This window comes from Burkholderia sp. Tr-20390, assembly GCF_017104595.1.
In the GTDB taxonomy this organism is placed as follows: domain Bacteria; phylum Pseudomonadota; class Gammaproteobacteria; order Burkholderiales; family Burkholderiaceae; genus Burkholderia.
In genome coordinates this window covers 96,574-108,405 of record NZ_JAAGPC010000009.1, presented here as the reverse complement: position 1 = coordinate 108,405, position 11,832 = coordinate 96,574, and the positions used below count along the sequence as shown (strand labels likewise).

General features: G+C 57.4%; 7 protein-coding genes and 1 pseudogene. 7 read left to right on the top strand and 1 reads right to left on the bottom strand.

Annotation, left to right across the window (positions count from 1 at the left end; all coding sequences use genetic code 11):
- Nucleotides 1-717, bottom strand: a pseudogene (locus G3N98_RS05060) (hypothetical protein); the annotation flags it as partial.
- 1,039 nt (nucleotides 718-1,756) lie between these two features.
- Here G3N98_RS05060 and G3N98_RS05055 point away from each other — a divergent pair.
- The 7 genes from G3N98_RS05055 to G3N98_RS05025 all read left to right on the top strand — a co-directional run bounded on the left by G3N98_RS05055 (nucleotide 1,757) and on the right by G3N98_RS05025 (nucleotide 11,826).
- Nucleotides 1,757-2,023, top strand: coding sequence for a hypothetical protein (locus G3N98_RS05055; RefSeq protein WP_206147462.1), 267 nt, complete (start codon nucleotides 1,757-1,759; stop codon nucleotides 2,021-2,023).
- A gap of 157 nt (nucleotides 2,024-2,180) precedes the next feature.
- Nucleotides 2,181-3,410: a hypothetical protein gene (locus G3N98_RS05050; protein WP_206147461.1), complete on the top strand. Its 1,230-nt coding sequence runs from the start codon at nucleotides 2,181-2,183 to the stop codon at nucleotides 3,408-3,410.
- Nucleotides 3,411-3,885: 475 nt separating this feature from the next.
- On the top strand, nucleotides 3,886-5,901 hold the full coding sequence (locus tag G3N98_RS05045) for a hypothetical protein (RefSeq protein ID WP_206147460.1): 2,016 nt from the start codon (nucleotides 3,886-3,888) through the stop codon (nucleotides 5,899-5,901).
- Between the two features lie 5 nt (nucleotides 5,902-5,906).
- Nucleotides 5,907-7,142, top strand: coding sequence for a hypothetical protein (locus G3N98_RS05040; protein WP_206147459.1), 1,236 nt, complete (start codon nucleotides 5,907-5,909; stop codon nucleotides 7,140-7,142).
- Complete coding sequence (locus G3N98_RS05035) at nucleotides 7,139-7,513, top strand: hypothetical protein (RefSeq protein WP_206147458.1); 375 nt, start codon at nucleotides 7,139-7,141, stop codon at nucleotides 7,511-7,513. The genes G3N98_RS05040 and G3N98_RS05035 overlap by 4 nt, the downstream gene beginning before the upstream one ends.
- Nucleotides 7,514-7,550: 37 nt before the next feature.
- Complete coding sequence (locus tag G3N98_RS05030) at nucleotides 7,551-9,266, top strand: AAA domain-containing protein (protein WP_241025749.1); 1,716 nt, start codon at nucleotides 7,551-7,553, stop codon at nucleotides 9,264-9,266.
- 1,078 nt (nucleotides 9,267-10,344) lie between these two features.
- On the top strand, nucleotides 10,345-11,826 hold the full coding sequence (locus G3N98_RS05025) for an NAD-dependent succinate-semialdehyde dehydrogenase (protein ID WP_206147456.1): 1,482 nt from the start codon (nucleotides 10,345-10,347) through the stop codon (nucleotides 11,824-11,826).
- Nucleotides 11,827-11,832: the final 6 nt, after the last annotated feature.

Sequence of the window (11,832 nt, the reverse complement as noted above, 5' to 3'; positions counted from 1 at the left end):
TACGGCCGGGGCATGCGCGGGCAGCGGAGGCGTCGTAACAGTGGGCACGACGGCCGGGCCCGAGGCGGGCGCGGTCATCGCTGCGGCGGCCGTATCGGTCGGCGCGGACGCCGGTGCGTCGGGCGGTGTCGTCACAACCGCCGCGCCGGTGGTGGCGGAACCGGGTCCCGCGATGTCCGATGCGGCGTTGGCCGTGAACGCAGGAACCGTGGATGCGGCGACCGGCTCGGGCGTTGCAGGTGCGCTCGCCTGGCGGCCGTGCCACCAGAACGCGCCACCCGCGCAGGCGATCGCGACCGCGACGCCGGCTGCGACGATCTTGAGTCTTGCCGACGTAGCGTCGTTCGTCGTCGGGGGCTGCGGTATCGGCGGGGGCACGACACCGGATGCCGGGCGCATGGGTTCGGCCAACGCCGACGTTACATCGTCATCCGGTACGTCGTGAGGCTTGGCAGCCGCATCGACCCCGTCTGTTTCGCCGTCGGCGAGTGCCGCTGCGGCATTCGCCGATGCGCTTGCAGGCGCGGATTGCGCATCCGTGACGACGGGCGAGGCTTGCGACGCAGCAACTGCATCGCCCCGATGATCTGCCGCTGCGATGTGCATGGCCGTTGCCGCGGCGTCGTGCGATTGCAGCGGTGCGTTCGCACGACCCGATACCGGATCGTCGGTGTTCGCGACGTGCGAGAGGTCGTTCCCCGCGGTGTTCGCCGCCATCGATTCGCCGCTGATGTCCGCTTGCGTATCTTGCGCGTCGACGGTGCCGGATGCAGATTCGTGAGCGGATTCCGCGGCCACGTGTGCGGGTTGCAGTGCGGGCTCGGCCGGCGACGCGGGCACCTCCGCCTCGATCGCACCGGCGTCATTGACCGATGCGACGGGTGTCCCGCACTTGTTGCAGAAACGCTGGTTCGGCGTCAGCGCGGCGTGGCAGTTCCGGCACGGTGCGCTGGCCGCTTCGGTCCGGATGGCCGCAACCGGGGTTCCGCATTGCTTGCAGAACTTGAGACCGCCGGGCAGATCGGTTCCGCAGTGGGTACACGCAGTCATAATTCAGTAATCCTCTTCTTTTGATCGTTCGACGTGACGGCGCCGCGCGGGCATGCGCACGTGTGTCCGAATCGCGGGATGGCGGCGTACCGGCCGCGTGCTACGAAGGCGGGCGACGCGGAACGGGCCGTTCAGCGCGGGATATCAGTCGGAATGGGGTCGGCCGCGCGGGAAGTGCCGGCGTAGAGAAGAAGAGATCCGGCCGACGTGAACTGGCACGGACGGCCCAACGGATCCGGATGCACCGGTATTGAATGGCGAGTTCAAGCTTTCCCCGTATCAGTCGCCGGATTGAATCCGGCTGACTGTTTTCATTATTTCGATTGATAATACAAATGGTCTTCTGCAGCGGATATTACACTGAAATTACGAGGTTTTGCCATCCGGAAGGCGCGTGACGGAGCGCGTTTTCGCGTGCAAAGCTGACCGGATGCGCCGCGCGCACCGTCACCAGCCTGGTGGTGTGTTCATCGCGGTGACCAGGCGGTTACCCTGCCTGCCGTGGCGCACGCAGTGTCGAGATTCACGCTACTTGGAATTTCCTTCGCTCAATGTTGACATCTGAAGTTACTTCAAGGTTGTGGTCGAAGCCGGTCCGCCAGCTTTAGGGGTGCTCTGTGGCTCGGTTCGGCCAGGAAGGGACACTCGACCTCGGTGCAGAGATCGTTGACAATCAGAGCCGCTCATTCGCTCTAGCCGCATATCGATGAAAGTATCTAGGGATTTCGGAATTGTTGTCCGACGGGCGGCGCTCGCGGCCAAGCTTGTCGACCTGGCAACGGTCATGGCCGAATTCAATTTGCAGACGTACTTTGACGAATCCGATAGTCTGATATCGCTCGGGCCATTTTTTGGAAGTGATGCAGCCGACGAGTGCATGAAGTCACTGGAAAGCCGCGGTCTCACATACGTCGACGATTTTTTTATTTTTGAAGGGTTTGTGCCCGACTGGTGTTCGTTCGAGGTATTTTGATGCATTCGCTCCAACGAGAAACTTCCACATTCGGCCAAGAGGCGACGTTCAAGTTCGCGTGACAGCATTGTTCGAATGGACGTTCTACCCGTGACAACGGCCACAAAACCGATTTTATTGATCAGTCAGATTTAGGCCTATGCACCCTGCAAAATACTTGGACAAGTGGCTCAGTGAGAATTTTTCAAAGATCTGGCGCAACTCGTCTACGGCGCCCCGGATCCTTGGGCGTCGCGCCACCGCGCTAGCCGAACAGGAGGAGTTCCATCAGCTTGGCGAAATGCTTGTGAAGCGGATGTTTCTCGCCATGGAGCACGCGAAACCGATCGAGTTCCACCTCCTTGACCGCGATGAATCCGGCGCATGGGTGATTTGGCCCGCTCAGTGCTACGGCGTACTTCTAACCCGTGGCCTGGTGCAAAACATTCAGGTCGCGTGCGGACAGGCAGAGCGGCTTTTGGGCAGCGCACTTCGAGAAGGTCAGGCGCGAAACTTCTTGTCGGATCTATGGGGCAAGCTTCCTAATGATGAAGATCACCGCGCGGCCTTCGGGGGGCTGCTCGCCCATGTCGCGTTTGCATTTGTTGTTCATCATGAGTTGGCCCATGCCGGACTCGGGCATGAGGGCGCGGATAAAGCCGCGTACACGCGATCTGCGGCGAGATTAGACGATCATGCACTATTTGACGGGTTGGACATTCTCGATGAGTGGGCAGCAGCTGCCGCAGAGCGTGACTTATCACGGGAGCGAAGGATCAGAAGTCAGGCCCTTGAGGCCGACGCCGACGTAAACGGACTGATTTACACGCGGCAATTAATGCAAGAGCAAGCCCGCAAGTTTCAAAGCACGACAGTAGCGTGCGACGACTCGATGGGAGTGGTCTGGGAGGCGTTGCTGACCTCTGGCGCGAATCGAGGTTTGGTTGTATGCATTGGCGTCGTAATAGGTCTGCTTTCCCTATTACCGGACTTTGCACTGAAAGAGCTCGGAAACCTTGATGTATCAACGCATCCGCCGATCCCCGCTCGAATCCTGACGTTGCTACATATCGACCGACAACTCGAGACCGCAAACTCCGGTGGAGAAAACATGACTAATGCGATTCTTATTGCGGCCGCATTAATCGACATGGTGATCTCGATGGAGCGCTTGATCGCGGAAGGTAGCGGTGCCCCCGCCGCATCCAACATTCCGACTGACAAAGCTCCTGTTTCCTCGCTAGACCGCGCGCTGGAACGAATTTCCATACCGGAATCGGTTTCACGCTTCGACGACATTGGCGTTCACATGAAAGCCCTCGCATTAGAAATGAAGAGCCTTGAGCTCACCACTCGTCAATACCGCCGCTTTCCCAACTGGATGCGTTTCGCTTGGTATCTCTCGTGACGCGTTAAGTGGCGGTAACCAGTAAAGAAACACCAAGTGTACCTACGACTATACCCGCCAAGCGAGCAAGGAGACTGCGTCGCATGGCATAACCGGCTTGCTCCACACTGCGGGAGAACAGGAATGCCAACAGTATCTGACAGAGGCCGCGAACAATTATCAGCGCGACATGAGGCACACGGGACGACCGATCAGTCACCGAAAGCTCATAGGAACGACGCTGTTAGTGAAGGGGCTGGACTATGACCATGCGGTAATTCTTGACACAGACGCACTGGATGCTAAGGATCTGTACGTCGCAATGACCCGTGTATCCAAGTCCTTGACGATCAATGGTGTTAAGCGTCACTTGACTGCGAGGTAGCAGGCGTTTGATTCCGGTCTGATAGCTGACGTCGAAGCTTCGTCCGAAAACTTAAGAGTATTACAGATCGCAGCCGAGTCACTCCGTCAATCAACTCTATTTAAGAGATTTATGTCTCCCTCAAAATATAAAAACTCCAAGCGAAAATCGGAGAGTATAGATTTTGGTTCTTCCTTTGCTATTGGCTGCTTCAACCAGCTCCAGGGCGAGGCACTTAGCAAGGCACTCGCTGATTACAAGACTGGGATCATGAATTCGGTCACGACCAAAAGCGGTGACCTGACAACTCAATCTCTAGATGTTCAGCAGGGGTTCACTGCTGAAGCTCACCATGTGGGCTCATTCAACATTGAAGCAGCCGCCAAAGGGCAGCTCAACCACAACGCTACGCTCGATGTCGGCCAAGTCAATGACCCTGTGGCCGATATTCGTGTGAACACTCCAAGAGGTAGCCACGATTATCAGGTGAAGTTCTACAAAGATGGGGACTCCACGGCTGCAGCACTGTCCCCAAAGAAGTACGACACCGTTGGCAAGGTGGTCCCCAAGGATCAGATCCAGGATGTAAAGGACGCCGCATCTAAGCGCGCAGCCAAGGCAGAGGGGAACCGTCCTGAAGTCGCCGATAGCTATAAAGACACCGCAGACAAGGCTACCGACAAGATTTCCTCCAACGACGACCAGAACATCCAAAGCACAGGGCTCAATCGCAAGGGCGAGGGCAGCGCTGAAGAGCTGGCCAAGGATGCAAAGGAAAATGGTGAGGGGCCTGGCTACAAGGAAACAGCACGGGTCAGGGCAGAGTTCAATGGCATGCAGTACCGTAATGCCGCTAAGTCTGGAGCATTGTCGGGAGCCACATTTGCCGCTGCAGGCGAGCTGTACGGCATTCTGAGCAGCAACGAGCGGATGACCAAAGAGCGCTGCATGGAGGCGGCACAGAACATCGTGTTCAGCGCACTCAAAGGGGCTGGCCGTGCTGTAGCTGTAACCGGCGTGCAGCACCTCGGCCAGATGATGACTGATGCCGCGACACAAGCAGCCTCCAAAACCGCCGCTAAAGTTGCAGGTGGGGCTGCTGCCAAGGCCGGTGCTTCGTCTATGGGTGGGAGTATTGGCCGGCAGTTGACAAAAGGAAACGTGGCTGCAGCAACTGTGGCCATCGCGATCTCGCTTGGCGAAAACCTCTACAAGTTCTGCAACAGCGAAATCGATAGCATCGAGTTCGCATCGTTCTCCATCGGTAGCACCATTCAAATCGTTGGCACTACCTGCGCCACCGGACTGGCAGCGCCAGCGTCGGCGTTCCTTGGGCAGTTCATCGCTTCCAGCGTGTCATCGACAGCGGTACTGGGGACGACTCTGGGCGCTCTCGGCCCTATCGCTCTCGGCGCGGTGTTCGCAATCGGGTTCTCGCTGGCGATTGGATCGTTTGTTGGCCACTTCCAAAGCGTTGGGTCCAAGATCGCGATCAAGGACATCACGGACGCAGCTGCCAAGCTTGAATCTGGGCAAATTACCCTGACCCAGTACGCAACTTCGGTTGGCACCTTGTCGGAAAATAAATTCGCCTGGACCGATTGCATCCCATTCGCCGGCGCGATCTCGGTACTTTCCGAGTACAGCACCCGCAAGGGCCAGCTCAAATCCATCCAGGCTGACATGTACAGCCGCTTCGATCAGATCGATCAGGCAGAGCGCAGGCAGATGGAAGAGATGATGGAGCAGTTCAAGTACCAGATCCACGCAATGGACCTGCAGTACGAGCAAGCGAAACGCGAAGTTATCAACCAAGCTGCGGACAAATTCGGCGAGATGCGCACCAGCCTAGACAAACATCTGGAGCTAAACTACCTGCTTTTCACCCCTGTGATCAAGCAGTATCAAGACGATACCAACTTGATCACCGCCGAAAAGCAGAAAGAAGAGCAGGCTCAGGTCCGAATCGACTCCTACCTGAAGGAGATCGAACACCTGAACGCGATGGTCGATCAAGGTCTGACCAACAGCGCAGAAGATCGCCAGCTCAAGCTGCAGCTAGATGGAGCACTGAAAGACCGGGTCGACTTGATCCTTCCCGCAACCACTGGATTCGACCAGGCTTACGAGTTCTTGCTGCAGGCGTAATCACTATGATTTTGAAGAAAATAATGCACTTTTTCTGCGGTCGGTCGCTAGAAAAAGAAACGGCAAAGACAAATGCTCTGATCCGCGAAGTAGAGCGGCACGAGAAGGCTGCAATGGAGCGCCTGAAGGCTCAGGCCGATGATTACCGGGCCCAGGTCGTTGCGTACAAGAAGAAGCGCGATGCCGAGCTCAAGGAATTCATAGCGTTCGTGAATAAGCAGCTTGCGTTGGCGGAAGTCTATGTACCCCACTTGGGTGACTTCCAAGACAAGATGTTTGTCTGCTTCGACTCTTGGATGGACACGTCCATCGCTGAGCAGAAGATTCAACTGCTCTCGGAACGAATCACCACCAAGTACCATATGCTGGACTTCATTACTGCCTTGCAGGTGGAGCTGAACAAGCTTACCCAGCGTAATGAACGCAACGAGTGGCGCCACATGATCAAAGAGCGCCCCATCCTCGTTAGCTCCACGTTCATTGAGCGCACCGTGCGCCAGGTGAGCAACAACCAAAAGAGCAGCAGCGAGTCGATCCGTCATGACCTAAGCCGCTTAAAGAGCCATTCTATGACGCTCCAGACGGAGACCAAGGAGCTGTGCCATGAACGCGACCTGCTGATTGCCTCTTCGCGAGAGCTCATTGAGAAGCACAAAGCCCACAAGGCCGAGCTCAACGACCAGTACAGAAAGTGCAGTGAACTCTTTTGCGAGATCAAAGATAGGTTCAGTGACCACTTTGGCTCCGCCGCCACAGGAAGCAGTCTTGCTGACTCGTGGATCGCCAAGATTGAGGGTGCCGTCACCCTGCCAAAGCTGTTCTCAATGCACAAAGGGACTGCTGATATTCAAAGAGAAGTCCAAGATGAGTTCAATAATCTGGCCAATGACTTCCAGGATATTCGCTCCAGGATTGATGCAAACCGCCAGAGCGGTGACTTCTCCACCTTCAACGAAGACAAGGCTACACGGGATAGGCTGTTCCGCGAACGCCAAGAAGTCGGAGAGAGACGACGTGAGATCAGCACAGCCAGAAAAATGATCTATGAGCGTGGCAATGAACTGAAAGAAATGCTGGGCAAGTTCGACTCACTGCAGCCGGACGAGAGCATTCGCCGCATCGTGGAGATCTTCCGCATGGGCAAGGACTTCGATGTGCATCGCGCCATCGGGGTCAGCACGCGAGAGGACCGCCGCAAGCACTATGAGATCAAGAACCAGAACAGACAAGCCTCCACATGAAAACTGAAATCACTTTCCATTGGCGCAAGCGCAATCTCAAAGAGTCGATTCTGGCTGTTTGCTACGCTGTGCGCCTTGGCTACACCACCCGTGACCAGATCCTGAGCGCGCTACCTCAGTTCTCCAAATCCAGAATTTTGCTGTCCCTCGATGCGCTGTTCTCAGCCAACATGGCCGACGTGAACATGGGCGTGCTCTCCATCAACTCAGATATGGCCATCGTAGAAGAGATCATCGGAAAGCCCATCGTGCTTCCCATCTCAGTAGTGGAAGATGAGGACAAGCCCAAGCTGATCCGCAGCATCACTATCAACCTCGGCTTGAACAATCCAGCCGGTGTAGAAACTCTCCTGAAAGCTACGGTCAACTGATATGGATCACGCGAATAACCACAAGCAGCCCAAATCTATGCCCGAAGGCCGCGTCTTCGATTTCATTGACCACCTTGATGACTGGCTGGAGTACCTAACCAAAGTACTTGAGCTGTCCAAAGATGACCGGCAAACGTGCGTCAAGTACGAGCGTCAAATCAAGTACCTGATCCGCTTCCGCCAAGGCGCCAACAGCAATATCATCCACAACCGGCTGCTACACCACTACTACAGCAACAAGAGCTTGAAGGAAGGCGATGACATCGGATTCAACAAGCGCGATGACAGTCGCCAGCGCTGCCAGCTGAACAAAGAGGCCGAGCAGAAGGTCAAAGAGATCATCGCCGAAGCGAGTCAGGTTATGGCTCTCGACGATATGGCGCTGAAGATCGGCGCACCCATTCAGAAGGGCTACAACGACCCCCGTGACAACGCTTTCGAGGTCATCAAGAGCGCGATGTCCACTGAAGACCTGTACTTCCTGCAGGGCCCGCCGGGAACGGGTAAGACCACCGCGATCGTGGAGATAATTCTGCAGACGCTCAAAGCGAAACCGAATGCGCGCATTCTGGTGGCCTCGGAGACGCACGTGGCTGTCGATAACGCACTGGACCGCCTGTGCTTCATCGCGGACGAATCCATTCACTCGAAGACGATGCGCTATCCGCGCTACGCCATCACCGAGTACGAATCGGAGCACACGGCTGGTACGGCAGCGGAGATCCGCGCGAACGAAGTGTGGAATCAGGCATTGGAGTTCGCCCCCCAACTCACGAACGTGCTCTACAACGTCCTTGAACAAGGTGAGCTCCAGAACGGTGAGGTGAAAGTCCCGCGCTGGCAGTTCAAGAACCTGGCTGACAACCATCAGATCATTGGCGCCACCTGCAACCAGATCGATCACTTGCTCGATGAGGATAGCGAAGACTTTGATTTGGTCATCGTGGACGAATGTTCCAAGGCGACCTTGCCTGAGTGGATTATGGCCATGTCTGTTGGTCGCAAGTGCATCTTAGTAGGCGATCACAAGCAACTGCCTCCGACGTTCTGCGAAGAAGAGAGTGACGCGTTGGATACCCTGGCTGAGGCAAAAGCTCGGCTAATCAAGGACGGGGTGATCGACAAGATCTTCGAGCACCTTCCGATCACCATGAAAGGTCAGCTGAGCAAGCAGTACCGCATGTTGCCTCACATCGGCTCTTTCATTTCAGAGAACTTCTACAACGGAAACCTCAGACACCACCGTGAGGATACCGATCACGATTTCACGCACTTTGGCTGGTTGACATACGATTCTCGCGGCTATCGGGTACCCAACGAGCACGGTGGTGTGCTTGAAAATCATCGCGAAATCGAGATCATCACACACAGCTTGGTCGAGATGTGTTCCCGCCGTAAGCTCAAGGCAGCTAAATCCACGCAACGCAAACTCAGCGTGGCTGTGATTACGCCTTATCGGGCACAGTGCCGGGCGCTGAGAGAAGCGATCAACAAGCTAGAAATCAGAGAGTACTTGGCCGTCGAAGTCGATACAGTTGATGCATTCCAAGGGCGCCAAGCTGACATAGTTTTCTTCTCATTCGTACGCACAACCGGGCCAGCAACTTTCTATGCCGATTCACGCAGAATGAACGTGGCCATATCTCGCGCACGTGATGCCGCCTATTTAATTGGGGATCGAAAGTACATTAAAAGCAAGAATATCAATGTGCTGAACACGCTGCTGAGTCTTGGCGTAGTGGAAGTTGAATAACTACGTGCAGAGTTCCAGACGATTCGCTTCTAAAGAATGCACCCATTTTCACGGACATGAGATGCTGACCTTGCCGTAGGCTGTTCCCCCTGAGTCGGAATGGATGTCGCCTCGTTAGAATCTGAAACCGTGGGGCGGTAACGGAAATATTGAAGTGGCAAGAAACCCCCCTCATCGATGAACATATCTGACATGTCATTGCACGCTGGCTCGTAAGCGATCCAGTGATCTCGGCGAGAGCGACCGCTTTGGAGAGAGGCGACTGGCTCTTGTGGGTCGATGAGAGCCGGTCGGCCGTGCGCGAACGGGCCAAGCTGCCCTTGAAGGTTCAAGGTTGAATGAACGGCAAGGCAGATAGTTCAACGTTGAGTGAACCGCGAATTCAACATTGAATGAGCGGGTTTGCCGGTAGGCAGTGTACGGCCAGCGGGTCAAAACCAAGTTGCGTGAATCTCGCCACGCAGGTCTCACCCGCGCACTTCGGAACCCGATTCCCGTTGGCGTCATGCCCCAGGCCGCCACCTTCAGGGCAGTCGTTGCGCCGCTCGACCGTGCAACCGCAGCCGCCATTCCGCGATCTGATTCCCCTGTGCATCGAGTTGCAGTCAGGTAGGGCAAATATCCCCGCGCCGTTGACGGCACGTGGCGTCGCATTGGCTTGATACGCCGCCGAGTGCATCTGCCGGATTCTCCTTGCCATTGCATTCACCGAGCGACTCCCCGGCCTGGCGTAGCCATCTCCCCACGAGTCACGGAAGGCCCGTGCAACTACTGAGTTGCCGCAAAAAATGGTTTATGGTCAAATGACCATGTCAAATGATCTACACATCTGTTTCATCCCCAATTGGACGTCGCTGCGCAAGCGCGGACTGTCCCAGGCCGGACAACGTTTTGCGAAAGCTTTGGGGCGGCGCGGAGATTGGCGCGCATCGGCCACAGGAAGTCAGGCGAAATCCCGGGAGATGAAGCAGGCGTCCGCGTGTTGACGCCTGGGCAGCTTTCGCCTGTCGGCTGAAAGCGCGAGGTTGAAAAACAAGAATTTCTGGAGACGGTGCTCGTGAATGAAATGCACAGCAGGATGAACCAAACGATCGATCCCTCGGCGCTACGCGCCCAACTGCGAGACGGCGCGCTGCTGGAGACGCGTGCGTGGCTTGCGTCGGGATGGGCGGAGGGCACGGACGGCCGTTCGTTTCCCGTCACGAATCCGGCCACGGGTGACATCCTGGCCCGCGTGGCCAGCCTCGGCGCCGCGGAGGTCGAGCAAGCCATTGCCTCGTCGGCGCTTGCCCAACAAGCCTGGCAGAAGCGGACCAGCCACGAGCGCGCGAAGCTCCTGCGCGCCTGGTACGACCTGATCGTGGCGAATGCCGACGATCTCGCACTGATCATGACGTCGGAGCAGGGCAAGCCGCTGGCGGAGGCCCGCGGCGAAATCATGTATGCGGCTTCCTTCGTGGAATGGTTCGCCGAAGAAGCGAAGCGAGTCTACGGCGACGTCATTCCGCACCCGCAAGGCGACAAGCGCATCGTCGTCATTCGTCAGCCGATCGGCGTGTGTGCCGCGATCACGCCGTGGAATTTTCCTGCCGCGATGATCACGCGCAAGGTCGCGCCGGCACTGGCCGCAGGCTGCTCCATCATCGTGCGCCCCGCGGACCTGACGCCGCTCACGGCGCTTGCGCTTGCCGTCCTGGCCGAGCGCGCGGGCATTCCGGCCGGTGTCCTTCAAGTGGTGTGCGGCCCGTCGCGCGAGATCGGCGCGGTGCTCACGGCCAGCCCGGTCGTGCGCAAGCTTTCGTTCACCGGCTCGACCGAAGTTGGCCGTGTGCTCATGAGCCAGTCGTCCGCGACGATCAAGCGGCTCTCTCTCGAACTCGGCGGCAACGCACCTTTCATCGTGTTCGACGACGCGGATCTCGACGCCGCGGTTGAAGGTGCGATGGCGTCGAAGTACCGGAATAGCGGCCAGACCTGTGTATGCGCCAATCGCTTTCTCGTCCAGGCCGGCATTCATGACCGCTTCGTCGACGCGCTCACCCGGCGAGTCCAGGCGCTCAAGGTAGGAAACGGCGTCGAACCGGGGGTGCAGCAGGGGCCGCTGATCCAGCAGTCCGCCTGCGACCACCTGAATCAGCTGATCGACGATGCCGTGAGCAAGGGCGCACGAATCGTCACGGGCGGGAAAGGCCATCCGCTTGGGGGCACGTTTTTCGAGCCGACCGTCATTGCCGATGCGACGCCGGCCATGCGCGTCGCGCGCGAGGAGCTCTTCGGGCCCGTCGGCCCGGTGTTCCGCTTCGAGGATGAAGCGGAAGCGATCGCGATGGCCAACGACACCGAGTACGGCCTCGCCGCCTATCTCTATACACGCGACCACGGCCGCATCTGGCGTGTGGGCGAGGCACTCGAGTACGGCATGGTCGGCCTGAATACCGGCGTGATTTCCAACGAGGTCGCGCCGTTCGGCGGGGTCAAGCAATCGGGCCTGGGCCGTGAGGGTTCCCGTTACGGCATCGAGGAATACCTGGAAATCAAGTACCTGTGCACCCAGGTCTGACGGCCA

Excerpts from the sequence above, each read along its gene's own strand:
- G3N98_RS05055 (WP_206147462.1), top strand. The coding sequence starts at position 1,757 with ATGAAAGTATCTAGGGATTTCGGAATTGTTGTCCGACGGGCGGCGCTC.
- G3N98_RS05045 (WP_206147460.1), top strand. The coding sequence starts at position 3,886 with ATGTCTCCCTCAAAATATAAAAACTCCAAGCGAAAATCGGAGAGTATA.
- G3N98_RS05040 (WP_206147459.1), top strand. The coding sequence starts at position 5,907 with ATGATTTTGAAGAAAATAATGCACTTTTTCTGCGGTCGGTCGCTAGAA.
- G3N98_RS05035 (WP_206147458.1), top strand. The coding sequence starts at position 7,139 with ATGAAAACTGAAATCACTTTCCATTGGCGCAAGCGCAATCTCAAAGAG.
- G3N98_RS05030 (WP_241025749.1), top strand. The coding sequence starts at position 7,551 with ATGCCCGAAGGCCGCGTCTTCGATTTCATTGACCACCTTGATGACTGG.
- G3N98_RS05025 (WP_206147456.1), top strand. The coding sequence starts at position 10,345 with ATGAACCAAACGATCGATCCCTCGGCGCTACGCGCCCAACTGCGAGAC.